A 26,515-nucleotide genomic window follows, 5' to 3' on the forward strand; every position below is an offset into this window, starting at 1 on the left:
CACCAGGAGCCACCCATGAGTTTCGAAATCCGCAAGATCGTCACCTACTCCGAAGAGACCCGCATCGAAGGCGGCAAGGCCACCGACAAGCCGGTGACCATGGTCGGCCTGGCCGTGGTGATCAAGAACCCGTGGGCCGGTCGCGGTTTCGTCGAAGACCTCAAGCCCGAGATCCGCGCCAACTGCTCCGAGCTGGGTGCCCTGATGGTCGAGCGCCTGTGCGCAGCGATCGGCGGTGCCGACAAGATCGAGGCCTACGGCAAGGCTGCCGTGGTCGGTGCCGACGGTGAGATCGAGCACGCCTCCGCCGTCATCCACACCCTGCGCTTCGGCAACCACTACCGCGAAGCCGTGCAGGCCAAGAGCTACCTGAGCTTCACCAACAAGCGCGGCGGCCCAGGCACCTCGATCCAGATCCCGATGATGCAGAAGGACGACGAAGGCTTGCGCTCGCACTACATCACCCTGGAAATGCAGATCGAAGATGCCCCGCGTGCCGATGAGATCGTCGTGGTCCTGGGCGCCGCCGACGGGGGCCGTCTGCACCCGCGCATCGGCAACCGCTACATCGACCTGGAAGAACTGGCCGCCGAGAAGGCCAACGCTCAATAACAACAACCAGACGGGCCGGGGCGTTGCGTGCAAGCACTGCCGCCACGCCCGACCTTCAAGGAGCGCCCTCCATGATTCAGCCTGTTGCTGAACGTACACCCGCCGGGACCAGCTACCTGAGCCTCGGTCAGGGCCAACCCGTGGTGCTGATCCACGGCGTGGGCCTGAACAAGGAAATGTGGGGCGGACAGTTCGTAGGCTTGGCCGGCGACTACCGCGTCATCGCCTACGACATGCTCGGCCACGGCCAGAGCCCACGCCCCGACGCCGACACCGACCTTGCCGGCTACGCCACGCAACTGGCCGAGCTGCTCGACCACCTGCAGATCCCGCAGGCCACGGTCATCGGTTTCTCCATGGGTGGCCTGGTCGCCCGCGCCTTCGCCCTGCACTACCCTCGGCGCCTGGCGGCGCTGGTGGTGCTCAACAGCGTGTTCAACCGCAGCCCCGAGCAGAGCGCCGGCGTCATCGCCCGCGCTGCCCAGGCCGCCGAGCACGGCCCCGACGCCAATGCCGAAGCGGCGCTGGCGCGTTGGTTCAGCCGCGAATACCAGGCCGCCAATCCGGCCCAGGTCGCGGCCATTCGTCAGACCCTGGCCGGCAACGACCCGCAGGGCTATCTGACCACCTATAAATTGTTCGCCACCCAAGACATGTATCGCGCCGATGACCTGGGCAGCATCCAGGTGCCGGCCCTGATCGCCACCGGCGAGCACGACCTGGGCTCGACCCCGGAGATGACCCGCCAGCTGGCAGCACGTATCCCGGGTGCGCGCAGTGTGGTGCTGGCCGAGCAACGCCACATGATGCCGGTCGAGGCACCACGGGAGGTCAACAAGATGCTGCTGGACTTCCTGGCGCACGCCCGCACCCTCAACGAATCCGCCAAGGGGATTGTTGCATGACCCTCGTACGTTTCCAGATGTGCATCGACGGCCAATGGTGCGATGCACAGAGCGGCAAGACCTTCGACAGCCTCGACCCGGCCACCGCCAAGGCCTGGGCGCAACTGCCAGACGCCGATGAAGCCGATGTGGAACTGGCCGTGCAGGCCGCCCAACGCGCCTTCGAAAGCGCCGCATGGCGTGGCCTGACCGCGACCGCGCGGGGCAAGCTGCTGCGCCGGCTGGGCGACCTGATCGCCGAGAACAAAGAGCACCTGGCCCAGCTGGAAAGCCGCGACAACGGCAAGCTGATCCGCGAGACCCGCGGCCAGGTCGGCTACCTGCCGGAGTTCTTCCACTACACAGCAGGGCTTGCCGACAAGCTCGAAGGCGGCACCCTGCCGCTGGACAAGCCTGACCTGTTCGCCTACACCGTGCACGAGCCGATCGGCGTGGTGGCCGGGATAATCCCCTGGAACAGCCCGCTGTACCTGACCGCCATCAAGCTCGCCCCCGCCCTGGCGGCCGGCAACACCATCGTGCTCAAGCCTTCCGAGCACGCCTCGGCGACCATCCTGGAGCTGGCCCGCCTGGCCCACGAAGCCGGTTTCCCGGCAGGTGTGGTCAACGTGGTGACCGGTTTCGGCCCGAGCACCGGCGCAGCGCTCACCCGTCATCCGCTGGTGCGCAAGATCGCCTTTACCGGCGGCGCCGCCACCGCCCGCCATGTAGTGCGCAGCAGCGCCGAGAACTTCGCCAAGCTGTCCCTGGAGCTGGGCGGCAAGTCGCCGAACATCATCTTCGCCGACGCCGACCTGGACAGCGCGATCAACGGCGCGGTGGCCGGCATCTATGCCGCCTCCGGCCAGAGCTGCGTGGCAGGTTCGCGCCTGCTGGTGCAGGACGAAATCTTCGATGAATTCGTCTCGCGCCTGGTCGAGCGCGCCAAGCGCATTCGCATCGGCAACCCCCAGGACGACGCCAGCGAAATGGGCCCGATGGCCACCGCCCAGCAATTGGCCGTGGTCGAAGGCCTGGTCGCCGCGGCCAAGGCCGAGGGTGCCAAGCTGCACCTGGGCGGCAAGCGCGCCGAGGTCGAGGGTGACGGCTGGTTCTACGAGCCGACCCTGTTCGAGTGCGACAGCAACTCGATGAAGATCATGCAGGAAGAAGTCTTCGGCCCCGTGGCGGCGGTGATCCGCTTCAAGACCGAAGAAGAAGCCCTGGCGATCGCCAACGACTCGCAGTTCGGCCTCGCCGCCGGTATCTGGACCCGCGACCTGGGCCGTGCCCACCGCCTGGCGCGCGACGTGCGCTCGGGGATCATCTGGGTCAACACCTACCGTGCGGTCTCGGCCATGGCGCCGATCGGCGGTTTCAAGAACAGCGGCTACGGCCGCGAGAGCGGCATCGACTCGGTGCTCGCCTATACCGAGCTGAAGACGGTGTGGATCAACCTCTCCACCGCGCCCATGCCCGACCCGTTCGTGATGCGTTAACGAGGTAGCACCAAGATGATCGAACCTGGCATCTACAAAGACGTGATGGGCTCCTTCCCGTCCGGCGTCACGGTGGTCACCACCCTGGACGCCGAAGGCGGCATCGTCGGCATCACCGCCAGCGCGTTCAGTGCGCTGTCGATCGACCCGGCGCTGGTGCTGTTCTGCCCCAACTACGCCTCCGACACCTACCCGATCCTGCGTGACAGCAAGCAGTTCGCCATCCATTTGCTGTCCGCCGACCAGACCGCCGAGGCCTATGCCTTCGCCGGCAAGGGCAAGGACAAGGCCAATGGCATCGAGTGGCACCTGAGCGAGCTGGGCAATCCTCTGCTGGCCAAGGCCACGGCAATCATCGAATGTGAACTGTGGCGCGAGTACGACGGCGGTGACCACGCGATCATCGTCGGTCAGGTGAAGAACCTGGTGCTGCCGGCCGAGCCGGTCACGCCGATGGTCTATCACAAGGGCAAGCTCGGCGCGCTGCCGCCGCTGGGTTGAGAACTGAACGGACGGCGTTGGTCTACCCGCGAAGAAACCAACGCCGCTCCCTGTTTCCGGGGGCCGCGCATCCTCCCCCTCACCTTCGGTTGCGGCCCCTTTTTTCCACGCAGGAGCACGGCAATGAGCAACGAGAAGTACGAGAAAGGCCTGAAGATCCGCACCCAGGTGCTGGGCGAGGACTATGTCAACCGCTCGATCCAGAACGCCGACGACTTCACCAAGCCCTTGCAGGAGCTGGTCACCGAGTATTGCTGGGGCCACGTCTGGGGCCGCGACGGCTTGTCGCTCAAAGAGCGCAGCATGATAAACTTGGCCATGATTTCCGCGCTCAACCGGCCCCACGAGCTCAAGCTGCACATTCGCGGCGCCTTGCGAAATGGCCTGAGCCGTGAACAGATACGCGAGATCCTGCTCCAGGTCGGCATTTATTGCGGCGTGCCCGCGGCGGTGGACAGCTTCCGCCTGGCCCGCGAAGCGTTCGCCGAGGCCGATGCGGAGTCAACCCGTTAACAGCGGGCTGTTCGAACCACGCAAGGAGAGCGCCCCAGGTTCGTGGTGCTCCCAGGTTGTGGCCAGGCAGCCTCATTCAGAGCGCAATCGATGAAACGCCAGCCCCTCGACGACAGCTTCAAGGTCAACCGCAACCCCGTTACCCTGCGCGAAATCGTACTCGACAAACTGCGCGGGGCGATCATGAACTTCCACCTGCTGCCCGGCGATCGCCTGGTCGAGCGCGACCTCTGCGACCGCCTTGGTGTCAGCCGCACCTCGGTGCGTGAAGCCCTGCGCCACCTGGAGTCCGAAGGCCTGGTGGAATTCGCCGATGCCAAGGGCCCACGGGTGGCGATCATCACACTAGAAGACGCCCGCGACATCTATGAGCTGCGCTGCGTGCTCGAAGGCCTGATCGTCCAGCTGTTCACCCTCAATGCCAAGGCCAAGGACATCCGCGCCCTGGAGCGCGCCCTGGAGGTCAACCGCGAAGCCCTCGAAGAAGGCGAACTGCAACAGGTGCTCGAATCGGTGCAAGGCTTCTACGACGTGCTCCTGGAAGGCTCCGGCAACCAGGTCGCCGCCCAGCAGCTGCGCCAGTTGCAGGCGCGCATCAGTTACCTGCGCGCCACCTCGGTGTCCCAGCAGAATCGCCGCGGCGCCAGCAACCAGGAAATGGAAAAGATCGTCGAGGCGATCAAGAGCGGCAATCCCCAGCTTGCCCACCAGGCCTCGGTCGACCATGTGCGCGCCGCCGCCAAGGTGGCCCTGGATTACCTGCGCCAGAAGCAGGACGACAACGCCAAGGTCCGTGACATCGTCGAACCCCTGGCCCTCAAAGACCCTCGCATAGGCCGCTGATCATGCCCGCCGCCCCGCGCTACTGCCCGCATTGCACCACGGCGCTTGTCCGGGGCGTTCCCAGTGGCGACACCCACGAGCGCCTGCATTGCACCGGGTGCGGCTACGTCCACTACATCAACCCCAAGATCATCGCCGGGTGCATCATCGAGCGCGACGGCAAGTACCTGTTGTGCCAACGCGCCATCCCGCCACGTCCCGGCACCTGGACCTTGCCGGCGGGCTTCATGGAAGCCGGCGAGACCACCGAGCAGGCGGCGCTGCGCGAGGTATGGGAAGAAAGCGGCGTGCGCGGCGAGATCGTCTCGCCCTATTCGATCTTCAGCGTGCCGAAGATCAGCGAGGTCTACATCATCTTCCGCGCCATCGCCACGGAAGAAACCGGCCAGTATGGCCCCGAGACCCTCGCCTACCGCTTCTTCGAGCCCGACCAGATTCCCTGGGACGAGATCTACTACCCCGCCATCCGGCAGATTCTCGAGCGCTATATCCTGGAACGCCAGGCTGGGGTCTATGGCATCTACATGGGCAACGACGACACCGGCAAGGTGCACTTCATCCGCTGACCGACGTGTCCGGGCAGCTTCAGCGCATCTGCCCGGCAATCAGCCCCAGCGCAATCAAGATCATCACTAGCCCCGACACTCGCCCCACCACCTTGGCCGCCGCCGGCCGGGTGCGCAGCACGGCTTTGGCGCCGTAACCCACCATCAGGTACACCACCAGCGAACTGGCCAAGTGCACCAGGCCCAGCAGCAATATCTGCATCCACACCGGCCAGCTCGATGCCGGGTCGGTGAATTGCGGCAGCAGCGCAACGAACAACAGGAACACCTTGGGGTTCAGGCCACTCACGCAAAACCCTTTCAATGCCCAGCGCGATCCGCTCTCCTGCGCCTGCGACGCACCGGCCTGCGGCACGGAGGGGCTCAGCAGCAGGTTGCCGCCCAGCCACAGCAGGTAGGCGCACCCTGCCAACGTCAGCAATGACAACGCCAGTGGATGCCCGGCGATCAAGCTGCCGACACCCGCCGCAACGATCAACGTCGCCAGGAAATGCCCCGACAGCATCCCTGCCACCGCAGGCATCACCCAACGTCCGCGCATGCCCGCCGAGATGGCGTAGGCCCAGTCCGCGCCAGGAGTGATCACGAACAACATCGATACAGCCCAGAACGCCGTCAACACACTCATTGCCACTTCGAATCTTCCTTCACACGCAGTTGGGTGAAAAAAGATTACGGATTTCATCGGGGAATTTTCTTTCGTATATTCCCGAGACACCTTACAAATATGGAAGATTCTTCCCAATGGACAGAACAGATCGAAAGATTCTTGCCGAGCTGCAAAAAGATGGGCGCCTCTCGGTGACCGAACTGGCCGATCGTGTGGGCCTTAGCCTCTCGCCCTGCCACCGCCGCCTCAAGGCCCTGGAGGAGTCCGGCGCGATCCTGGGCTATCACGCACGCCTGGCGCCCAGCGCGCTGGGCCTGAATTTCGCCGCGCTGGTGTTCGTCACCCTGCGCGAGGTCACCCGACAGCCGGTGGCGGATTTCGAGGCAGCGGTGGCGGCGATCCCGCAGATCGTCGAGGCCCAACGCCTGTTCGGCGACCCGGACTACCTGCTGCATGTGGTCGCTCGCGACTTGCCGGCATTCCAGAAGCTGTACGACGAACAACTCACCAGCATCCCCAATGTGCAGCGGCTGAGCTCCACTTTGGTCATGAAGGAAGTGCTTCCGGATCGGCAACTGCCCATGTAGGTGCGATCAGTCGCCGCGCACCTGGAACATGCGCTCGTCATAGACGAAGTCGAACACCTCCCGCACGCGGATATCGGCCACGACCGGGTGCGAGGGGTTGAGCACCAGATCGCGCTCCAGTTGCAGGACCACCGACGGCACGATCAACCCCAGGTGACTGCGGGCCTCAAGCCAGCGTGTGCCAAAGGCCAGGCTGGGGCTGTCGGTGCATCCCAGACGCTCGGCAGTTCGGCCGGCCCGGACTCGAGGTACAAATTGGGGGGCATCGGGCAGTTCGAAGCAGGTGATCTTCAAGGCAAACTGCGGGCGCCCGGCAGCGTGGACGAAGGTTTCCAAAGTGCAGATCGCCGGTGAAAGGCCCATGTACAGCGCCGGAACATCGACCTGGTACCCCAAGCCTTTGCGCTCGCCGTTTGCTAACCGTTTGTCAGCCTTAGTTTTTTTAACGTTTGTGGGCACATATTTACTAATTTATCGATCCCTTCCCACCCCTCATGATCGCGCTTACAAGAACGCGTCGCCCTTTGCCGGCCCGCACCCGGGCACTTTTCAGCGCCCCCTCCCTGCCTTGGAGTCCGTCATGACCCGTGCAGCTACATCGGCACCTCTCATAGAAAAACACACGATCGGATACGTGCCCCCGCAAGACCGCCATGGAAAGGTAAGGGATTTGTTCACCCTCTGGTTCGGGGGCAACATCGCCCCCCTGCCGATTGTCACCGGCGCCTTGGGCGTGCAATTGTTCCACCTCAACCTGATATGGGGCATCGTTGCCATCCTGGTCGGCCATTTGGTCGGCGGTGTGTTGATGGCGCTGCACTCGGCCCAGGGTCCACAAATGGGCATCCCGCAGATGATCCAGAGCCGCGCCCAGTTCGGCTCGCTCGGCGCACTGCTGGTGGTGGTGATCGCCGGGGTCATGTACATCGGCTTCTTCGCCTCCAACATCGTGCTGGCCGGCAAGTCGCTGCATGGCGTGGTCGAGACCGTGCCGGTCCCGGTGGGCATCGTCATCGGCGCGCTGGGCTCAGGCATCATCGGCATCATCGGCTACCGCTTCATCCATGTGCTCAACCGCATCGGCACCTGGGTGCTGGGCATCGGCATCGTGGTGGGCTTTGGCTACATCTTCACCCACGTGCAAAGCGATGACTTCCTGACCCGCGGCAGCTTCAACATCTCCGGCTGGCTGGCCACCGTGTCGCTGGCAGCACTGTGGCAGATCGCCTTCGCCCCGTATGTGTCCGACTACTCGCGCTACCTGCCGGCCGACGTGAAGGTGTCGTCGACCTTCTGGACCACCTACCTGGGCTCGGCCCTGGGCTCGAGCCTGTCGTTCGTGTTCGGTGCTGTGGCGGTACTGGCGATCCCGGCGGGCATGGACACCATGGATGCCGTCAAGCTCGCCACCGGTGCCATCGGCCCGCTGATGCTGGTGCTGTTCCTGCTCAGCGTGATCAGCCACAACGCCCTTAACCTGTATGGCGCGGTGCTGTCGATCATCACCTTGGTACAGACCTTCGCCTACCGCTGGATCCCCACTGCCAAGAGCCGCGCGGTGCTGTCGCTGGTCGTGCTGGCGGCGTGCTGCGTGGTGGCGGTGTTCGCCTCGGCGGACTTCATCGGCCACTTCGTCGACATGGTCTTGGTGCTGTTGGTCGTACTGGTGCCCTGGACCGCGATCAACCTGATCGACTTCTACGTCATTCACCAAGGCGACTATGACATCCAGTCGATCTTCAAGGTCGACGGGGGCATCTACGGGCGCTACAACCCTCAGGCATTGATCGCCTACGCGGTGGGTATCGCAGTGCAGATCCCATTCATGAACACCCCGCTGTACGTGGGCCCGGTGTCCGCCCACATCGATGGCGCCGACCTGTCATGGCTGGTGGGCCTGCTGGTCACCTCGCCGCTGTACTGGTGGCTGGCGACCCGCGACAGCGCCTACCGCCGCCGGCAAATGAGCGCCAAGCTCGCCGCGGGAGTCTGACGATACCGCGTGACTTGAAACGCACAAGCCCCGCTCTGGCTGGGCTTGTTCTGCCTGGGGTTTGCGATATCCCCTATAGGGCGACTTGATTCAGCTGATACCCATCAAAGCCACTCATCGCCAGCATGCCTGCTCCTCGGACAAGGAGTTCCCCATGCAAAAACTTCCACTGGTCAAGTTCATCGCCCCTCGCATCAACCGCAAGCTCGTCACCACCGTCACCCTCCCGGTACTCGCCCTTGGCGGCCTGGCTGTGCTGTTCAACAGCGTGTTCTTCTACAACGAAGCGGGTCAAATGACCCATGTGCGCACGATCTTCGGCGAAGAGAAAGTGGTCGAGGACGTGGGCTATGCCACCAAGTGGTTCGGACGCAGCACGGTCTGGCGCCGCACCATCGGGGTCCAGTCCGCGCTGCAGGCGGACATCCAGGACGACAGGCGTAGCGGGCAGCCTTCGATCGTCCTGCCAAACCTGCCCATCGTGTTCCTGGGCAACGTCGATGCAAAGGCCGAGTTCAGCACGCAGTTTCGCCTGCCGTCGGGCGAAGCCTTCCTCAAGATCGCCCAGGAATACCGAACGCCAGACAACTTCCTGCAACGCGCCTTGCTGCCCGCGGTCAAGGAAACCCTCCAGGCCACGGCCTCGTTGATGAGCGCAGACGATTACTACGCGGGTAACCGCAGCCACTTCGGCGCCGAGTTCGAAAACCAGTTACGCAACGGCCTGTACCTCACCAGCCGCAAGGAAGTGCGTATCAAGCGCGACACCTTGCCGGCACAGACCGCCATCCTGCAGGCCGGCACCGACCAGGGCAGCTTCGGCGACAACACCGCCACCCGCTTCATCATCGAGAAGAAACTCGACAAACACGGCCAGGAGCTACGCAAGCAGCAGCAATTTCGCCTGTACGGCGTAGAAGTCGTCGACGCGCGGGTCACCCACATCGACCCCAATCCCCAGTACCAGCAACGGATGGTCCGGGTGCAACAGGCCTTGGCGGAACTGGCGGTAGCCCGGCAGAACCGCCTCAAGGAAGAGGAAGAAAAGGAGCTGGTGTCCGCCCGGGGAGCCAAGGATGTCGAGGCCAAGCGCCAGGAAAGCCTACGCCAGCAGATCGAACGCACGACCGAGGCCGAGACGGAAAAACAGCTCACACTGATCAACGCCGAGCGGGAAAAGCGGCGCGCCGAGATCGACAAGCAGACAGCCGAACTGTTACGCGACAAGGCCCGGGTCAATGCCGAGGCAACCAAGATCACCGCCGACGCCGAAGCCTACGCCCGCGAGGCATCCCTGAAAGCCGACGGCGCCCTGCAGAACAAGCTCGATGCGCTGGTGCAGATCAACAAGGCCTGGGCCGATGCAGCCGCCCGGGCCTCCGTGCCCACTGTGATGATGGGCGGCACGGAAGCGGGCATCGGTCGCCAGGATGAAATGAGCAAGCTCATGAGTGTACTGGCCACCAAGGCGGCCAAGGACCTCGCAATCGACCTCAAGACGCCCTGAGCCCAGCACTCGTTGCGCCCTGCAGCGTCAGGGCGCAATGCCCTCGACGATGATCACCTCGGCCTTCGCCACCCCCTGCCGATGTCGGCACGCCTCCTGGTACGCCTCGGACCGGTAACACGCCAATGCCTGTTCGTATGAATCGAACTCGATCACCACGCTACGCTGTGGAGTGGGCCGTCCTTCCATCGCCTCGCTGCGCCCGCCACGGGCCAGCAGGCGTCCGCCAAACGCGGCGAAGGCCGCTGGGGCGCGTTGGGTGTATTGCTGGTACTGCTCAGGGTCGGTGACATCCACGTGGGCAATCCAGTAGGCCTTCATCCATCGCTCTCCTGTAAACGGTTATTTGTGTATGATGGTATACCATAAAAACCACCCTACCACAGTGAGTGTGCAGCATGGCTTTCAACAGCATCGAAGAACTGCTCGAGGACTACCGCCAGGGCAAGATGGTCCTGCTGGTGGACGACGAGGACCGTGAAAACGAAGGCGACCTGCTGATCGCCGCCGAGCGCTGTGACGCCCAGGCCATCAACTTCATGGCCCGCGAGGCGCGTGGGCTGATCTGCCTGACCCTGACCGACGAGCACTGCCAACACCTGGGCCTGGAGCAGATGGTGCCGGCCAACGGCAGTGTGTTCAGCACAGCGTTCACCGTCTCCATCGAAGCCGCCACCGGCGTCACCACAGGCATCTCAGCTGCCGACCGGGCCCGCACCGTCGCCGCCGCCATGGCGCCCGACGCACGCCCTGAGGACCTCGTCCAACCAGGGCATATCTTCCCTTTGCGCGCCCGCGAAGGCGGCGTGCTGACCCGCGCCGGGCACACCGAAGCTGGCTGCGACCTGGCGCGCCTGGCCGGGTTCACCCCCGCCTCGGTGATCGTCGAGGTGCTCAACGATGACGGCACCATGGCGCGCCGCCCGGATCTGGAGGTGTTCGCCGAACGCCACGGCATCAAGATCGGCACCATCGCCGACCTGATCCACTACCGGCTGAGCAACGAGCAGACCATCAAGCGCATCGGCGAGCGCGAGCTGCCCACCGTGCACGGCACCTTCCGCCTGGTGACCTACGAGGATCGCATCGACGGTGGCGTGCACATGGCCATGGTGATGGGTGATATCCACCGGGAACAGCCGACCCTGGTACGGGTGCATGTGATCGATCCGTTGCGCGATCTGGTCGGCGCCGAATACGCAGGCCCCGCCAACTGGACCTTGTGGGCGGCCTTGCAAAAGGTCGCCACCGAAGGCACCGGCGTGGTGGTGATCCTGGCCAACCACGAGTCCTCCCAGGCCCTGCTCGAACGCGTGCCGCAGCTGACCCAGCCGATCAAGCCGTTCCAACGGGGTCAGTCGAAGGTGTACTCCGAAGTCGGCACGGGCGCCCAGATTCTCCAGGACCTGGGCGTCGGCAAACTGCGCCACCTGGGGCCGCCGCTCAAATACGCAGGCCTGGCCGGGTACGAGCTGGAAGTGGTGCAGAGCATTCCGTTCGAGCCCGCCGAGTTCAACTGAGCCGACACCAGTGGCAGCCACTGTCTTGCTCTGCGGTGTGTTCTTCGCGGGTAAACCCGCTCCCACAGGCACCGTAGACCATGTGGGAGCGAGTGCCCCCTGCATTCGCGGTGAACCCACAACCCACTCAGCGAAACGCCGCGCCGTCCCTCTGGAGGACGGCGCGGCGTTTCGCTGAGTGGGCTGGCGTTTTTAGTGATGGCCGGTCGCCTTCGACCTCTTGCGAAAAGTTTGGAATACCATAATATGATATCCCGTAGACCTTAGATTTCCGGCCGCACCTACACTTCAAAGAACGGCCACGCGACATCGTTGGAAAGCTGCTCCCCGAATACATGGCGGGCGACAGGAAGCCCGCTCAAATAACAAAAGCAATGAGGGCGTTAACCATGCTGTTGAGCAAACGAGTCACCGCAGTGCTGTCCGCCAGCCTGCTCTCCCTGGCCTGCCAGGCCACCCTGGCCGCTGACAGCATGAGCTTCGTCAGCTGGGGCGGCACCACCCAGGACGCCCAGAAACAGGCATGGGCCGAACCCTTCAGCGAAAGCAGCAAGATCAAGGTCGTGCAGGACGGCCCCACCGACTACGGCAAGCTCAAGGCCATGGTCGAGAGCGGCAACGTGCAGTGGGACGTGGTCGATGTCGAAGCCGATTTCGCCCTGCGCGCCGCCAGCGAAGGCCTGCTCGAGCCTTTGGACTTCACCACCATCCAGCGCGACCGCATCGACCCGCGCTTCGTCTCCGACCATGGTGTGGGCTCGTTCTTCTTCTCCTTCGTGCTCGGCTACAACGAAGGCAAGCTCGGCGCCAACAAGCCGGTGGACTGGTCGGCCCTGTTCGACACCAAGACCTACCCCGGCAAGCGCGCCCTGTACAAGTGGCCAAGCCCCGGCGTGCTGGAGCTGGCCCTGCTGGCTGACGGCGTACCGGCCGACAAGCTCTACCCCCTGGACCTGGACCGCGCCTTCAAGAAGCTCGACACCATCAAGAAAGACATCGTCTGGTGGGGCGGTGGCGCTCAGTCCCAGCAACTGCTGGCCTCCGGTGAAGCCTCGCTCGGGCAGTTCTGGAACGGTCGGGTCTACGCCTTGCAGCAGGACGGTGCGCCGGTGGGCGTGAGCTGGAAGCAGAACCTGGTCATGGCCGATTTCCTGGTCATCCCCAAGGGCGCCAAGAACAAGGACGCGGCCATGAAATTCCTGGCCAACGCCAGCAGCGCCAAGGGGCAAGCGGACTTTGCCAACCTCACCGCCTACGCCCCGGTCAACCTCGACAGCATCGCCCAACTCAAGCCGGAGCTGGCACCGAACCTGCCGACTGCCTATGCCCAGGACCAGGTGACCCTGGACTTCGCCTACTGGGCGAAGAACGGCCAGGCCATCGCGGCCCGCTGGAATGAGTGGCTGGTCAAATGAAAGTCGCCATCAACGCCTTGCACAACGCCCAAGGTGCCCCTAGCGGCACCGGCGCCCCGGGAGCGGCCGTGCGCCGCCCTCCCCTGAGCGAGCGCTGGCGGGGCAGCCGCAACCTGCTGCCGGCCTTGCTGTTCCTGGGCCTGTTCTTCTTCGCCCCGCTGATCGGCCTGTTGCTGCGTGGGGTGCTGGAGCCCGTACCGGGGCTGGGCAACTATGAACAGTTGTTCGCCAACTCAGCCTATGCGCGGGTGCTGTTCAACACCTTCTCGGTGGCGGGCCTGGTGACCCTGATCAGCGTGCTGCTGGGCTTCCCGCTGGCCTGGGCGATCACCTTGGTGCCGCGCGGCTGGGGCCGCTGGTTGCTGAACATCGTGCTGTTGTCGATGTGGACCAGCCTGCTGGCCCGCACCTACTCCTGGCTGGTACTGCTGCAGGCCTCGGGGGTGATCAACAAGGTGCTGATGGCGCTGGGCATCATCGATGCACCGCTGGAGATGGTGCACAACCTCACGGGCGTGGTGATCGGCATGAGCTACATCATGATCCCGTTCATCGTGCTGCCGCTGCAGGCGACCATGCAGGCCATCGACCCGATGGTCCTGCAGGCCGGCTCGATCTGCGGCGCCAGCCCCTGGACCAACTTCTGGAGGGTGTTCATTCCGCTGTGCCGCTCGGGGCTGTTCTCCGGGGCGCTGATGGTGTTCGTCATGTCGCTCGGTTACTACGTGACCCCCGCCCTGCTCGGCGGCGCGCAGAACATGATGCTGCCTGAATTCATCGTCCAGCAGGTGCAATCGTTCCTCAACTGGGGCCTGGCCAGCGCCGCCGCCGCGTTGCTGGTGCTGATCACCCTGGTGCTCTTCTACTTCTACCTGAAGCTGCAGCCGGAATCCCCGGTCGGCAACGCGAGGTAAACCGCCATGCTCCTGACTCCCAACGCCATGGGCCGGCCGCTGCGCACGGGCCTGTACCTGACCACCGGGGTGATCGCGGCCTTCCTGCTGCTGCCGATCCTGTTCATCGTGCTGCTGTCGTTCGGCTCGTCCCAGTGGCTGGTGTTCCCCCCACCCGGCTGGACCTTGAAGTGGTACGGCCAGTTCTTCTCCAACCCCGAGTGGATGGACGCGGCCCTGGCCAGCCTCAAGGTGGCCGTGCTCACCACGATCTGCGCCGTACTGCTGGGCCTGCCCACGGCCTTTGCCTTGGTGCGCGGACGCTTCCCAGGCCGCGAACTGCTGTATGGCCTGTTCACCCTGCCGATGATCGTACCGCTGGTGATCATCGCCGTGGCGGTGTACGCGCTGTTTCTCAAGCTCGGCTACACCGGCACGCTGTTCTCCTTCGTGGTCAGCCACGTCATCGTCGCGCTGCCCTTCACCATCATCTCGATCATCAACTCGCTCAAGCTGTTCGACCAGTCGATCGAGGACGCCGCGGTGATCTGCGGCGCCTCGCGCTTGCAGGCAATCTTCAAGGTGACCTTCCCAGCGATCCGCCCGGGGATGATCGCCGGTGGCCTGTTCGCCTTTTTGGTCTCGTGGGACGAGGTGGTGCTCAGCGTGATGATGGCCAGCCCAACCCTGCAGACCCTGCCTGTGAAGATGTGGACCACCCTGCGCCAGGACCTGACCCCGGTGATCGCCGTCGCCTCGACGCTGCTGATCGGCCTGTCGGTCCTGGTCATGGTCATCGCCGCCGCCCTGCGCCGGCGCAACGAAGTCAGCGCCTGAGCGCCCGGAGACAACAACAATGAGTGCAGTGATGAAAGATGCCGCGCCCGCCAAGACCCTGGTCAGCCTGCGCAACCTGAACAAGCACTACGGCGACTTCGCCGCGGTGGACAACATCAACCTGGAAATCCAGGACGGCGAGTTCCTGACCTTCCTCGGCTCCAGCGGCTCGGGCAAGTCCACCACCCTGTCCATGCTGGCGGGCTTCGAGACCCCCAGCAGCGGCGAGATCCTGGTGGACGGCCAATCGCTGGTGAAGGTGCCGCCGCACAAGCGTGACATCGGCATGGTGTTCCAGCGCTACTCGCTGTTCCCGCACCTGTCGGTGCGCGACAACATCGCCTTCCCCCTGGCGATCCGCAAGCAGAGCGCGGCCGAGACCGCCAAGCGGGTCGACGCCATGCTCAAGCTGGTGCAGCTGGAAAAGTTCGCCCACCGCCGCCCCGCCCAGCTCTCCGGTGGTCAGCAGCAACGCGTGGCCATTGCCCGAGCGCTGGTGTACGAACCGCGTATCCTGCTGATGGACGAACCCCTCGGCGCGCTGGACAAGAAGCTGCGCGAAGACCTGCAGGACGAATTGCGCCAGTTGCACCGCCGCCTGGGGATCACCATCGTCTACGTCACCCACGACCAGGAAGAAGCCATGCGCCTGTCCCAGCGCATCGCGATCTTCAGCCACGGCAAGATCGTCGGCCTGGGCACGGGTTATGACCTGTACCAGAACCCGCCGAATGCCTTCGTGGCATCGTTTTTGGGCAACTCCAACTTCCTGCGGGTCAAGGCCAGCAGCCATGGCGCGGCCGCATTCGAAGGGCAGTCCTTGGCGATCCGCCTGACCACGGGCCTGAATGCCGGGCAGGATGCGCTGATCATGGTGCGCCCGGAAAAAGCCTTGGCCTTGAGCGCCGAGCAGGCGGCCCGCGAGCCATTGCCCGCCGGCTGGAACGAAGTGACCGCCAAGGTGGGCGAGGTGTTGTTCCTCGGCGAGAGCCAGACCTGCCACGTGGTGACTGCCGGCGGCACCGAAATGACCGTCAAGGCACTCTCGGCAGCCGGCATGCCGATGCAGCCCGCAGACACCGTGAAGGTCCGCTGGGCAGTGGCCGATGCCTGCATCTACACCGAATGGGCCGAGAGTGACCTGAGCAAAGCCGCCGGAGCGCATTGAGCAGGGTCAGGCGCAGAGCGTACTGGCCCTTTCATGGCTAAACCCGCTCCCACAGGCTCTGCGGTGCTCTCAATGACACCGCTGTCCCTGTGGGAGCGGGTTTACCCGCGAACGGAACAACGCGGAACATCAAGGTTCACACAGGCAGCTGATACCGCTCTGCGAAGTACTGCCGAAAGAACTCCACCGCCACCCGCACCTTGGCCGACCCGGCCAGGGGCGTGGTGTACACCGCCCAGATGTCCGCCGCCTGCTGATAGTCCTCCAGCACCTGCACCAGTCGCCCGTCGGCGAGGTTGTCGTGCACATCCCACCACGAGCGCAACAGGATGCCTCGCCCATCCAGGCACCATTGGTGCGCCACCTCGCCATGGTTGCTGGACAACGGGCCGGTCACCCGCACGTTTTCCTCGCCGCCTGGCCCCTCCAGGTGCCACACACCAAAGGGATGGTCACGCTCCTTGATCACCAGGCAGTCATGGCTGGCCAGATCCGCCAGGCTCTTGGGCGTGCCCCTGCGCGCCAGGTATTCAGGTGCCGCGCACAGCACCCGACGGTTACGCGCCAGGAGCTTGGCGATCAGGTTCGGCGCGATGACGTTGCCCACGCGAATGTCCAGGTCCACCCCCTCGGCAATCAGGTCGACCAGCCGGTCGTGTACGTCCAGGCGGATGTCCAGCTTCGGGTAGCGCGCCGCCAACTCCGACAGCGCAGGCGCCACGAAACGTCGGCCCAGCCCCAGGCTGCTGGCGATGCGCAACTGCCCGGCCGGCTCGCGCTGGCCGGCATTGAGGTCATCATCCATGCGCTGAAGCGCCTCGAAGATCTGCTGCGCCCACTGGTACACCCGCTCGCCCTCCTCGCTCACCGTCACCCGCCGAGTGGTGCGGTGCAGCAGGCGCACACCGAGATTCTCCTCGAGCAGGCGGATGCGCTTGCTGATGAAGGCAGCCGACATGCCGCGCTCGTCGGCCACGGCGGCGAAGCTGGCACGACGCGCCACCTGCAGGAAGATATCGAGGTCGTCGAGGTTAGGCAGATTATTCACGATTCGTGCACCAAGAATTGATGATTCACCGGATTATCTCCGGTTCGCGTCCTTATAGCATGACCAGCATCCGTTACCCAGAACAGCGAGTGCGCCCCCATGAGCAAGACCTTCAAAATCGCCGCCATCCCCGGTGACGGCATCGGCAACGAAGTCCTCCCCGAAGGCATCCGCGTGGTCGAAGCCGCCGCGCGCAAGCACGGCCTGAACCTTGAGATCGAATTCTTCGAGTGGGCCAGCTGCGACTACTACCTGGCTCACGGCAAGATGATGCCCGACGACTGGTTCGAACAGCTCAAGGGCTTCGACGCCCTGTACTTCGGTGCTGTCGGCTGGCCCGACAAAGTCCCGGATCACATTTCCCTGTGGGGCTCGCTGCTCAAGTTCCGCCGCGACTTCGACCAATACGTGAACATCCGCCCGGTTCGCCTGTTCCCTGGCGTGCCCTGCCCGCTGGCCAACAAGCAACCTGGTGACATCGACTTCGTGGTGATCCGCGAAAACACCGAAGGCGAGTACTCCTCCCTGGGCGGGCGCATGTTCGAGAACACCGAGAACGAGTTCGTGCTGCAGGAGTCGGTGTTCACCCGCCGTGGTGTGGACCGCATCCTCAAGTACGCGTTCGACGTGGCCCAGACCCGCGAGCGCAAGCACGTCACCTCCGCGACCAAGTCCAACGGCATGGCCGTGAGCATGCCTTACTGGGACGAGCGCACTGCCGCCATGGCATCCAACTACCCAGAGATCAGCTGGGACAAGCAGCACATCGACATCCTCTGCGCCCGCTTCGTGCTGCAGCCGGAGCGCTTCGACGTGGTGGTGGCGTCCAACCTGTTCGGCGACATCCTCTCGGATCTGGGCCCGGCCTGCGCGGGCACCATCGGCATCGCACCGTCGGCCAACCTCAACCCGGAACGCAAGTTCCCGTCGCTGTTCGAACCGGTCCACGGCTCGGCGCCGGACATCTACGGCAAGAACATCGCCAACCCGATCGCCATGATCTGGTCCGGCGCGCTGATGCTCGAGTTCCTCGGCAAGGACAATGACGACGCCCGCTACCAGGCCGCCCACGACGACATCCTCAAGGCCATCGAGACGGTCATCGCCAACGGTGACACCACCCGCGACATGGGCGGCAACCGCTCGACCCAGGAAGTCGGCAAGGCCATCGCCGAGCTGCTGGGCGCCTGATTCGGCGGCGTCTATTTGCGGATAACCCCGTTCCCCCAGGCCACGTCACTCTGGAGGAGCGGGTTTACCCGCGAAATAGGCGCCACCAACCATCAGATTGTCTGACGATCCTATTGCAGTTCTGCCCCATTTCAATGCACACTTCGTTAACCAAAAGATATGCGTAAACTTTAGGTTAACAGTCGAGGAAAAAAGCTCTATCTGACATGGACTTCCCAAGCGCTTAGCATTCCAAACGCTCCAGGAGACAATTGATGTCCCACAACAATAAAAAGATTGATGTGTTCCTGATTACCGTGAGCCTGATCGCCGTACTGCTCACTGTCATCGGCCTTGCTGTCTACCCCGCGCAAGCGGAAAGCATGGCCAACCACCTGTTCGAACTGTCCACCCGTACCTTCGGCACCAGCGTCCAGGTGCTGGTGTTCGGCAGCTCCCTGGCCGTGCTGTACCTTGCCTTCAGCAAGTACGGCAACATCCGCCTGGGCGCTGGCAAACCGGAATACTCCACTGCGACATGGGTCTTCATGTTCATCTGCGCCGGCATGGGTTCCTCGACCCTGTACTGGGGCGTGATGGAATGGGCCTACTACTACCAGACCCCCGGTCTTAACATCGCCCCGATGTCGGCCCAGGCCTTGGAGTACAGCGTCAGCTACTCGTTCTTCCACTGGGGTATCAGCGCCTGGTCGATCTACGCCCTGGCCTCGCTGGCCATGGCCTACCACTTCCACGTGCGCAAGAAGAGCGGCTTGAACCTGGCCTCGATCATCGAAGCGGTGACCGGCTTCAAGGCCACCGGCCCTGTGGGACGCACCGTCGACCTGATCTTCCTGCTGACCATGATGGGCGCACTGACCGTTTCCCTGGCCTTGACCGCCTCGACCCTGACCCGCGGCCTGTCGGACCTGGCCGGCACTCCCAACACCTTCACCGTGCAACTGATGGTGATCGGTGCGGTAGCGTTGTTGTTCTCGCTCAGCTCCTACATCGGCATCGACGGTGGCCTGCAGCGCCTGTCGAAGATGGTCTGCATCGGCGCCTTGTTGTTCGCCGTGGTCGTGCTGCTGGTCGGTCCGACCCAGTTCACCGTCAACAACACTGCCAACGCCATCGGCCTGATGATCCAGCACTACGTGCACATGAGCCTGTTCACCGACCCTGCCGGTGATGGCGCATTCACCCGCAACTGGACCGTGTTCTATTGGTTGTGGTGGGTGTCCTACGCCCCAGGCGTTGCCATGTTCGTCGCCCGTGTCTCGCGCGGCCGTCAGATCAAGGAAGTGGTGTTCGCCCTGCTGCTGGGCGGCAGCTTCGGTTGCTGGTTCTTCTTCGGCGCCCTGGAAAGCTACAGCATGCACCAGTTCATCAACGGCCAGATCGACGTGCCTAAGCTGCTGAGCAGCGTCGGTGGCGAAGCCGCGGTGACCGACCTGTTGCTGGCCCTGCCATGGGGCACCCTGTTCCTGGCGGTGTACCTGTTCATCATGGCGGTGTTCTGCGCCTCGCACATGGATGCAGCGGCCTACGCCGTGGCCGCCACCAGCACCCGCAACCTGCGCGAAGGCGAGGACCCGACCCCGACCCTGCGTCTGTTCTGGTGCATCGTGTTGACCCTGGTGCCGCTGGCCATGCTGTTCGCCAAGGCCTCGCTGTCGACCATGAAGACCGCTGTGGTCCTCACCGCGATCCCCTTCATGGTGATCCTGCTGGTGAAGATCTACGGCTTCTTCAAATGGCTCGCCGCCGACTACGGCCAGGTTCCGGCCTACCGTATCGAGGAAGAAGCCGCACGCCTTGCCGGCGAAGAGCCGGAGCACCAAGTACCGCGCAGCGCCGCTGCCCTGCATTGATCGTATGACCCAGGGCATCGCCAGTCTCCTGTAGGCGCTGGCGAAGCCTGCGATGGGCTGCACAGCAGCCCTAAAGCGTCCGGCCAAATTTTTTTGCCCGACTTGTTAACCATTAGATACGCGTTAACCAACAAGTAAAAACCGAGAAAGAGCCATGAACGATTTCAAACGCCTGCCCGCCAATTTCTGCGCCAACCCTGAAGAGGCCTTCACCCTTCCGGCCAACTTCTACACCCAGGCCGCCGTGTTCGAGCATGAGAAAGAAGCGATCTTCGCCAAAAGCTGGATCTGTGTCGGTCACCGCAGCGAAGTCGCTGAAAAGAATGCCTACATTACCCGCCAGGTGATCGGCGAGAGCATCATCGTCGTGCGTGGCCGCGACGACGTGCTGCGTGCCTTCTACAACGTCTGCCCGCACCGTGGCCACCAACTGCTCGAAGGCAGCGGCAAGGCCAAGAACGTCATCACCTGCCCGTATCACGCCTGGACCTTCAAGCTCGACGGCGAGCTGGCCCACGCCCGCAACTGCGAGAACGTGGTCAACTTCGACAAGGAAAATTCCACCCTGGTGCAGCTGCGCGTCGAAGAGTACGCAGGCTTCATCTTCATCAACATGGACATGGAGGCCGGCAGCGTCGAAGACCAACTGCCTGGCCTGCAAAAGCGCATGCGCGAAGCCTGCGCCGTGATCGACGACCTGCACCTGGCCGCGCGTTTTGTCAGCGACACCCCGGCCAACTGGAAGTCGATCGTCGACAACTACCTGGAGTGCTACCACTGCGCCCCGGCCCACCCAGGTTTCTCCGACTCCGTGGACGTCGGCCAGTACAACCACAGCCTGCACGGCAACTGGACCCTGCAGTACGGCCTGGCCAAGCCCTCGGAGCAGTCGTTCAAGTTCGACGAAACCGTCAAGGACCCCTCCTTCGCCGGCTTCTGGGCGTGGCCGTGCACCATGTTCAACGTGCCGCCAGGAGCCAACTTCATGACCGTGATCTATGAGTTCCCGGTCGATGCCGAGACCACCCTGCAGCACTACGACATCTACTTCCTGAACAAGGACTTGACCGAAGAGCAGCTCAAGCTGATCGACTGGTACCGCGAAGTGTTCCGTCCAGAAGACCTGCGCCTGGTCGAAAGCGTGCAGAAAGGCCTCAAATCCCGTGGTTATCGCGGCCAAGGCCGGATCATGGTCGACCAGCAGCGCAGCGGCGTGAGCGAGCATGGCATCGCCCACTTCCACAACCTGATTGCCGTCGCCCATCTGGACTGATGCACCCGGCCGCCGGCTTCTGGGTCGGCGGCCTTCGGAGAGCCTTGCGTGAAACTTCAAGACAACAAGCTGTTCCGCCAGCAGGCCTACATCGACGGCCGTTGGTGCGATGCCGAGACTCGGCAGACCCTGGCGGTCAACGACCCGGCCAGCGGCGAGCTGCTCGGCCATGTGCCGCTGATGGGCGGCGCCGAAGCCGTGCGCGCCATCGAAGCCGCCGAAGCGGCCCTGGCCGACTGGCGCGGCCGTACCGCCAAAGAGCGGGCGAGCATTTTGCGCCGTTGGTTCGAACTGCTGCTCGAACACGAGCAGGACCTGGCCCAACTGATGACCCGCGAACAGGGCAAACCCCTGCACGAAGCCCTGGGCGAGATCCGCTACGCCGCCTCCTTCGTCGAGTGGTTCGCCGAAGAAGGCAAACGCGTCTATGGCGACGTGATCCCGAGCCCGGCCAACGACAAGCGCCTGCTGGTGATCAAGCAGGGCATCGGCGTGTGCACCGCGATCACCCCGTGGAACTTCCCGGCTGCGATGATCACCCGCAAGGTCGCCCCAGCCCTGGCCGCCGGCTGCACCATCGTGGTCAAGCCCGCCAACGAGACCCCCTTCAGCGCCTTGGCCCTGGTCGAGCTGGCCGAACGCGCCGGCATCCCTGCTGGGGTGTTCAGCGTGGTCACCGGTGATGCCCCGGCCATCGGCGCTCAGTTCACCGGCCACCCGAGCGTGCGCAAGCTGAGCTTCACCGGCTCCACACCAGTGGGTCGCCTGCTCATGGGCCAGTGCGCCGAAACCATCAAGAAGGTCAGCCTGGAACTCGGTGGCAATGCCCCGTTCATCGTCTTCGATGACGCCGACATCGACGCGGCTGTCGAGGGCGCGCTGATCGCCAAGTACCGCAACGCCGGGCAAACCTGCGTGTGCGTCAACCGCTTCTATGTGCACGACAGCGTCTATGAGCGCTTCGCCCAACGTTTCGTCGAGCGTGTGCGCGCCCTGGCAGTCGGACCTGGCAACACCGAAGGCACACAGGTCGGCCCGCTGATCAGCGACAAGGCCGTGACCAAGGTGCGCAGCCTGATCGACGACGCCACCAGCAAAGGCGCCAGCGTGCTGCTGGGCGGCAAGGCCCACGCACTGGGCGGGCAGTTCTTCGAGCCTACCGTGCTCGCCGACATCGCCCCGGGCATGGAGCTGCTGCAGGAAGAAATCTTCGGGCCGGTGGCCGCGCTGGTGCGCTTCACCACCGACGAGGAAGTGATCGAGCTGGCCAACGCCACCCAGTACGGCCTGGCGGCGTACTTCTACAGCCGTGACCTGCCCCGCGTGTTCCGCGTGGCCGAGCGCCTGGAGTACGGCATGGTCGGCATCAATACCGGGCTGATCTCCAACGAGGTCGCGCCGTTCGGGGGCGTCAAGCAATCGGGCCTGGGCCGCGAAGGCTCCAAGTACGGCATCGAGGATTATCTGGAAATCAAGTACCTGTGCCTCGCCGTTTGAGCGAGCCAGTATCTGTGTCACGCGGCAGGGCCTGCCGCGTGATGTGCAAGTCGAGGTGACCCATGGCCAAGCAATACGAAATGTTCAAGGTGCGTGTCACCGACGTGGAACAGGCCACGCCGCTGATCAAGCGCTTCACCCTGGCCCGCGAAGACGGCGCCACCCTGCCCGCCTTCAGCGGCGGCAGTCACGTCATCGTGCAGATGCAGTCGGCCTGTGGCAGCCAGTTCAGCAATGCCTACTCGCTGATGAGCGACCCGCGTGACCTGTCCAGCTACCAGATTGGTGTGCGCCTGGAAGAGCAGTCCAAGGGCGGCTCGGCGTTCATGCACAACCACGTCCAGGTGGGCACCGAGCTGACCATCTCCACCCCCAACAACCTGTTCGCCCTGGACCCCACGGCCGGCCGCCACGTGCTGATCGCAGGGGGCATCGGCATTACCCCGTTCCTGGCGCAACTGCATGAGCTCGAAGGCGGCGATACCCCCTACGAGCTGCACTACGCCTTCCGCGCCCCGGAGCACGGTGCCTTCCAGAATGACCTGGAAAACAGCCCGCACGCCCAAAGCACCCGCTTCTACATCGACAGCCTGGACCGCAAGCTGGACCTGGCCGACTTGTGCGCGGGCCTGGCCGACGACGCGCACCTCTATGTCTGTGGTCCCAAGCCGCTGATCGACGCCGTCATCGCCACTGCCGCCGCTGCGGGCATCGATGCCTCGCGCGTGCACTGGGAGCAGTTCGCCGCTGCAGCGCCCGCCGCCGGCGCTGCATTCACCGTGGTGCTGGCCAAGTCCGGGACCGAGCTGCAAGTCGAGGAAGGCATGACCATCCTCCAGGCCATCGAGAAGTCCAAGGCTGCCAAGGTCGAGTGCCTGTGCCGCGAAGGCGTGTGCGGCACCTGCGAAACTGCGATTCTCGAGGGCGAAGCCGAGCATTTCGACCAGTACCTGAGCGACGAGGAAAAAGCCTCGCAGCAAACCATGATGCTCTGTGTCTCGCGCGCCCGCAGCGCGCGCCTGGTGCTCGACCTGTAACAGTCACAGTGGTCTAGGCTGGTCTCTTGACGACAAGAACAAGAGACCTAAGCCCATGCTGCTGTCATCCCAAGGCTCGACCGCCCTCCCACGGGGGGCGTGAAGCCGAGCCATGAGTATTCTCTACGACGAACACCTGGACGGCCCCCAGCCCACCGTGGACAAGGCTGCCTTGTTGGCAGCCCTGCACGACGCCCTGCCGGATCTTCAGATCCTCCACCACGCCGAAGACCTCAAACCCTACGAATGCGATGGCCTCTCGGTCTACCGCAGCATGCCGTTGCTGGTGGCATTGCCCGAGCGCCTCGACCAGGTCCAGGCCTTGCTGCGCCTGTGCCATCAACGCGGCGTGCCAGTGGTGGCGCGCGGCGCGGGCACAGGCCTTTCCGGCGGCGCCCTGCCCCTGGCCCAGGGCATCCTGCTGGTGATGGCGCGCTTCAACCGCATCCTGGAGGTCAACCCACAAGGGCGCTATGCCAGGGTCCAGCCCGGCGTGCGCAACCTGGCGATCTCCCAGGCAGCAGCGCCTCACGGCCTGTATTACGCGCCGGACCCTTCCTCGCAGATCGCCTGCTCGATCGGCGGCAACGTCGCCGAAAACGCCGGCGGCGTGCATTGCCTCAAATACGGCCTGACTGTGCACAACCTGCTCAAGGTGGACATCCTCACTGTCGAAGGCGAACACCTGACCCTGGGCAGCGATGCCCTCGACAGCCCCGGCTTCGACCTGCTGGCGCTGTTCACCGGCTCCGAAGGCATGCTTGGCATCGTCACCGAAGTCACCGTCAAGCTCTTGGCCAAGCCCCAGGTCGCGCGGGTGCTGCTGGCCAGCTTCGACAGCGTCGAAAAGGCCGGCGCAGCGGTCGCCGACATCATCGCCGCCGGCATCATCCCGGGCGGCCTGGAGATGATGGACAACCTGGCCATCCGCGCCGCCGAAGACTTCATCCACGCCGGTTACCCGGTGGAGGCGGCGGCGATCCTGCTGTGCGAGCTGGACGGTGTGGAGTCGGACGTGCAGGACGACTGCGAGCGCGTCGCCGCCGTGCTGCGCCAGGCCGGTGCCAGCGAGGTACGCCTGGCCTGCGACGAGGCCGAACGCGTGCGTTTCTGGGCTGGGCGCAAGAACGCCTTTCCCGCGGTGGGGCGCATTTCGCCGGACTACTACTGCATGGACGGCACCATCCCCCGCCGCGAACTGCCTCGGGTGCTCAGGGGCATCGCCGAGCTGTCCCGGGAATACGGGCTGCGGGTGGCCAACGTGTTCCACGCCGGCGATGGCAACATGCACCCGCTGATCCTGTTCGACGCCAACCTGCCCGGCGAACTGGAGCGCGCCGAGGCCATCGGCGGCAAGATCCTGGAGCTGTGCGTGGCGGTCGGCGGCAGCATCACCGGCGAGCATGGCGTCGGGCGCGAAAAGATCAACCAGATGTGCGCCCAGTTCAACGCCGACGAAATCACCCTGTTCCACGCGGTCAAGGCTGCGTTCGATCCCAAAGGCCTGCTCAACCCCGGCAAGAACATCCCCACCCTGCACCGCTGCGCCGAGTTCGGTGCCCTGCACGTACACCAGGGCCAACTGCCCTTCCCTGACCTGGAGCGTTTCTGATGGATGCGGACCGCGACATGAGCCAGGACCTGCTCGACCAGGTCAACCAAGCCCTGACGATGGACACCCCCCTGCGCATCCAGGGCAGCAACAGCAAGGCCATGCTGGGCTGCCCCGTGACCGGCGAAATCCTCGATACCCGAAGCCACCGAGGCATCGTGCGCTACGACCCCACCGAACTGGTGCTCACCGCCCGCGCCGGCACGCCCCTGCGCGAGATCGAAGCGGTGCTGCACGAAGCCGGCCAGATGCTGCCCTGCGAGCCGCCCCACTTGGGCCCGGATGCCACCCTCGGCGGCATGGTCGCCGCGGGGTTGTCCGGGCCACGCCGGCCCTGGGCCGGGGCGGTGCGCGACTACGTGCTCGGCACGCGTGTCATCACCGGCCACGGCAAACTGCTGCGCTTTGGCGGCGAGGTGATGAAGAACGTTGCCGGCTACGATGTCTCACGGCTGATGGCCGCCAGTTTTGGCTGCCTGGGCCTGCTCACCGAGGTGTCGTTGAAGGTGCTGGCGCGACCACGTCAATGCATGGGCCTTCGCCTGGACATGAACACTCACCAAGCATTGGAGGCACTGGCCGAATGGGGTCAGCAACCGCTGCCGATCAGCGCCGCCTGCCACGACGGCGAAGCGCTCTACCTGCGCCTGGAAGGCGGAGAAGGTTCGGTGTTGTCGGCCCGCCAGCGGCTGGGGGGTGAGGCGCTCGAAAGCCGCTTCTGGGAGGACTTGCGCGAACAGCGCCTGGCCTTTTTCGACGACCCGGCGCCGCTGTGGCGACTCTCGGTACCGACCGCCACGGGCCCACTCGCGTTGCCCGGCAGGCAATTGATCGACTGGGGCGGCGCCCAGCGCTGGTTGAAGTCTTCGGCCGCGCCGGCGCAGCTACGTGCGCAACTGGCCCAGGTCGGCGGCCATGCCACGGCGTACACGCCGGGCGATGACAGCATGCCGCCGCTGCCTGCCGCACTGATGCGCTATCACCGCGCCCTCAAGCAGCAACTCGATCCCCAGGGCATCTTCAACCCTGGTCGCCTGTACCCGCACCTGTGAGGCC

At 64.4% G+C, this 26,515-nt stretch carries 26 protein-coding genes; 22 read left to right on the forward strand and 4 right to left on the reverse strand.

Features of this window, described 5'->3' with window-relative positions; all coding sequences use genetic code 11:
• Positions 1-15 precede the first annotated feature (15 nt).
• From ABOA88_RS16795 to ABOA88_RS16825, 7 genes are all read left to right on the forward strand, one after another.
• Entirely contained in the window at positions 16-612 is a 597-nt protein-coding gene (locus ABOA88_RS16795) for an amino acid synthesis family protein (protein ID WP_043212716.1), read from the forward strand.
• Positions 613-683: 71 nt separating this feature from the next.
• Positions 684-1,517 carry an alpha/beta fold hydrolase gene (locus tag ABOA88_RS16800; RefSeq protein ID WP_196167778.1) on the forward strand — a complete coding sequence of 278 codons (834 nt, stop codon included), beginning with the start codon at positions 684-686 and terminating at the stop codon, positions 1,515-1,517.
• Complete coding sequence (locus ABOA88_RS16805; RefSeq protein WP_070575322.1) at positions 1,514-2,995, forward strand: aldehyde dehydrogenase; 1,482 nt, start codon at positions 1,514-1,516, stop codon at positions 2,993-2,995. Before ABOA88_RS16800 ends, ABOA88_RS16805 begins: the two co-directional genes overlap by 4 nt.
• Before the next feature lie 15 nt (positions 2,996-3,010).
• Positions 3,011-3,496 carry a flavin reductase family protein gene (locus ABOA88_RS16810; protein WP_196167779.1) on the forward strand — a complete coding sequence of 162 codons (486 nt, stop codon included), beginning with the start codon at positions 3,011-3,013 and terminating at the stop codon, positions 3,494-3,496.
• A 123-nt stretch (positions 3,497-3,619) separates the two neighbouring features.
• Positions 3,620-4,009, forward strand: a complete 390-nt coding sequence (locus tag ABOA88_RS16815; protein WP_070575314.1) for a carboxymuconolactone decarboxylase family protein — start codon at positions 3,620-3,622, stop codon at positions 4,007-4,009.
• Between the two features lie 90 nt (positions 4,010-4,099).
• Positions 4,100-4,852 carry a GntR family transcriptional regulator gene (locus ABOA88_RS16820; RefSeq protein ID WP_196167780.1) on the forward strand — a complete coding sequence of 251 codons (753 nt, stop codon included), beginning with the start codon at positions 4,100-4,102 and terminating at the stop codon, positions 4,850-4,852.
• Positions 4,853-4,854: 2 nt separating this feature from the next.
• Positions 4,855-5,418, forward strand: coding sequence for an NUDIX hydrolase (locus ABOA88_RS16825; RefSeq protein WP_196167781.1), 564 nt, complete (start codon positions 4,855-4,857; stop codon positions 5,416-5,418).
• A 19-nt stretch (positions 5,419-5,437) separates the two neighbouring features.
• Here ABOA88_RS16825 and ABOA88_RS16830 read toward each other — a convergent pair whose 3' ends face one another.
• Positions 5,438-6,052, reverse strand: a complete 615-nt coding sequence (locus tag ABOA88_RS16830) for a LysE family translocator (RefSeq protein WP_196167782.1) — start codon at positions 6,050-6,052, stop codon at positions 5,438-5,440.
• Positions 6,053-6,162: 110 nt separating this feature from the next.
• On the opposite strand from ABOA88_RS16830, the gene ABOA88_RS16835 reads away from it, so the two are divergent.
• Positions 6,163-6,615, forward strand: coding sequence for an Lrp/AsnC family transcriptional regulator (locus ABOA88_RS16835; protein ID WP_070094069.1), 453 nt, complete (start codon positions 6,163-6,165; stop codon positions 6,613-6,615).
• Positions 6,616-6,621: 6 nt separating this feature from the next.
• On the opposite strand, the gene ABOA88_RS16840 is transcribed toward ABOA88_RS16835, so the two are convergent.
• Complete coding sequence (locus tag ABOA88_RS16840; protein WP_196167783.1) at positions 6,622-6,978, reverse strand: RES family NAD+ phosphorylase; 357 nt, start codon at positions 6,976-6,978, stop codon at positions 6,622-6,624.
• Between the two features lie 217 nt (positions 6,979-7,195).
• Between ABOA88_RS16840 and ABOA88_RS16845 the strand changes: the two genes are divergently transcribed.
• The gene (locus ABOA88_RS16845) at positions 7,196-8,608 is read left to right on the forward strand and encodes a purine-cytosine permease family protein (RefSeq protein ID WP_196167784.1); all 1,413 of its coding nucleotides are present in this window, start codon (positions 7,196-7,198) and stop codon (positions 8,606-8,608) included.
• 154 nt (positions 8,609-8,762) lie between these two features.
• Positions 8,763-10,115 carry an SPFH domain-containing protein gene (locus ABOA88_RS16850; RefSeq protein ID WP_070575294.1) on the forward strand — a complete coding sequence of 451 codons (1,353 nt, stop codon included), beginning with the start codon at positions 8,763-8,765 and terminating at the stop codon, positions 10,113-10,115.
• Between the two features lie 27 nt (positions 10,116-10,142).
• On the opposite strand, the gene ABOA88_RS16855 is transcribed toward ABOA88_RS16850, so the two are convergent.
• On the reverse strand, positions 10,143-10,436 hold the full coding sequence (locus ABOA88_RS16855; RefSeq protein WP_196165665.1) for a DUF1330 domain-containing protein: 294 nt from the start codon (positions 10,434-10,436) through the stop codon (positions 10,143-10,145).
• A gap of 77 nt (positions 10,437-10,513) precedes the next feature.
• Between ABOA88_RS16855 and ribBA the strand changes: the two genes are divergently transcribed.
• The 5 genes from ribBA (at position 10,514) to ABOA88_RS16880 (ending at position 15,948) form a co-directional block, all read left to right on the forward strand.
• On the forward strand, positions 10,514-11,635 hold the full coding sequence (gene ribBA / locus ABOA88_RS16860; protein WP_367851836.1) for a bifunctional 3,4-dihydroxy-2-butanone-4-phosphate synthase/GTP cyclohydrolase II: 1,122 nt from the start codon (positions 10,514-10,516) through the stop codon (positions 11,633-11,635).
• 389 nt (positions 11,636-12,024) lie between these two features.
• Positions 12,025-13,050, forward strand: a complete 1,026-nt coding sequence (locus tag ABOA88_RS16865) for a polyamine ABC transporter substrate-binding protein (RefSeq protein WP_070575286.1) — start codon at positions 12,025-12,027, stop codon at positions 13,048-13,050.
• A complete protein-coding gene (locus ABOA88_RS16870) occupies positions 13,047-13,964 on the forward strand; it encodes an ABC transporter permease (protein WP_070575282.1) in 918 nt (305 codons plus the stop codon). Before ABOA88_RS16865 ends, ABOA88_RS16870 begins: the two co-directional genes overlap by 4 nt.
• Before the next feature lie 6 nt (positions 13,965-13,970).
• Positions 13,971-14,780, forward strand: coding sequence for an ABC transporter permease (locus tag ABOA88_RS16875; RefSeq protein WP_043212685.1), 810 nt, complete (start codon positions 13,971-13,973; stop codon positions 14,778-14,780).
• 19 nt (positions 14,781-14,799) lie between these two features.
• Positions 14,800-15,948, forward strand: a complete 1,149-nt coding sequence (locus tag ABOA88_RS16880) for an ABC transporter ATP-binding protein (RefSeq protein WP_196171232.1) — start codon at positions 14,800-14,802, stop codon at positions 15,946-15,948.
• 136 nt (positions 15,949-16,084) lie between these two features.
• Here the strand turns inward: ABOA88_RS16880 and ABOA88_RS16885 are convergent, their stop codons facing one another.
• Positions 16,085-16,996, reverse strand: a complete 912-nt coding sequence (locus ABOA88_RS16885; protein ID WP_196171231.1) for a LysR family transcriptional regulator — start codon at positions 16,994-16,996, stop codon at positions 16,085-16,087.
• Between the two features lie 99 nt (positions 16,997-17,095).
• Between ABOA88_RS16885 and ABOA88_RS16890 the strand changes: the two genes are divergently transcribed.
• The 7 genes from ABOA88_RS16890 to glcE all read left to right on the forward strand — a co-directional run bounded on the left by ABOA88_RS16890 (position 17,096) and on the right by glcE (position 26,511).
• Entirely contained in the window at positions 17,096-18,187 is a 1,092-nt protein-coding gene (locus ABOA88_RS16890) for a tartrate dehydrogenase (RefSeq protein ID WP_196171230.1), read from the forward strand.
• A gap of 254 nt (positions 18,188-18,441) precedes the next feature.
• Positions 18,442-20,040 (forward strand): BCCT family transporter, encoded by a 1,599-nt coding sequence (locus tag ABOA88_RS16895; RefSeq protein ID WP_367851835.1) that lies wholly within the window; start codon positions 18,442-18,444, stop codon positions 20,038-20,040.
• Positions 20,041-20,194: 154 nt separating this feature from the next.
• On the forward strand, positions 20,195-21,313 hold the full coding sequence (locus ABOA88_RS16900) for an aromatic ring-hydroxylating oxygenase subunit alpha (RefSeq protein ID WP_367851834.1): 1,119 nt from the start codon (positions 20,195-20,197) through the stop codon (positions 21,311-21,313).
• A gap of 48 nt (positions 21,314-21,361) precedes the next feature.
• A complete protein-coding gene (locus ABOA88_RS16905; protein ID WP_367851833.1) occupies positions 21,362-22,810 on the forward strand; it encodes an NAD-dependent succinate-semialdehyde dehydrogenase in 1,449 nt (482 codons plus the stop codon).
• Between the two features lie 62 nt (positions 22,811-22,872).
• Entirely contained in the window at positions 22,873-23,847 is a 975-nt protein-coding gene (locus ABOA88_RS16910) for a PDR/VanB family oxidoreductase (RefSeq protein WP_367851832.1), read from the forward strand.
• Between the two features lie 112 nt (positions 23,848-23,959).
• Complete coding sequence (gene glcD / locus ABOA88_RS16915; RefSeq protein WP_367851831.1) at positions 23,960-25,459, forward strand: glycolate oxidase subunit GlcD; 1,500 nt, start codon at positions 23,960-23,962, stop codon at positions 25,457-25,459.
• Positions 25,459-26,511: a glycolate oxidase subunit GlcE gene (gene glcE / locus ABOA88_RS16920; protein WP_367851830.1), complete on the forward strand. Its 1,053-nt coding sequence runs from the start codon at positions 25,459-25,461 to the stop codon at positions 26,509-26,511. The genes glcD and glcE overlap by 1 nt, the downstream gene beginning before the upstream one ends.
• The last annotated feature ends 4 nt before the right edge of the window (positions 26,512-26,515 follow it).

This window comes from Pseudomonas sp. PKS, assembly GCF_051913525.1.
Lineage (GTDB): Bacteria > Pseudomonadota > Gammaproteobacteria > Pseudomonadales > Pseudomonadaceae > Aquipseudomonas > Aquipseudomonas guariconensis_D.